Source organism: Citrobacter sp. Cpa228, from assembly GCF_030333085.1.
Classification (GTDB): Bacteria; Pseudomonadota; Gammaproteobacteria; order Enterobacterales; family Enterobacteriaceae; genus Citrobacter; species Citrobacter pasteurii.
Map to the genome: position 1 here is coordinate 1 of NZ_JAOWGQ010000006.1, position 211 is coordinate 211.

Annotated in this window: 1 tRNA gene; it reads right to left on the reverse strand. The window is 54.5% G+C overall.

Annotation, left to right across the window (positions count from 1 at the left end):
• Positions 1–7 precede the first annotated feature (7 nt).
• Positions 8–84: transfer RNA gene (locus OGX91_RS00030), tRNA-Asp, on the reverse strand.
• Positions 85–211 lie beyond the last annotated feature (127 nt).

Sequence of the window (211 nt, forward strand, 5' to 3'; positions counted from 1 at the left end):
TAATAAGTGGCGGAACGGACGGGACTCGAACCCGCGACCCCCTGCGTGACAGGCAGGTATTCTAACCAACTGAACTACCGCTCCACCGAATTTCTTTGTCACTACCTGGATTCTTCATCCCGGTTTACTGCAATTTGATGCCTGGCAGTTCCCTACTCTCGCATGGGGAGACCCCACACTACCATCGGCGCTACGGCGTTTCACTTCTGAG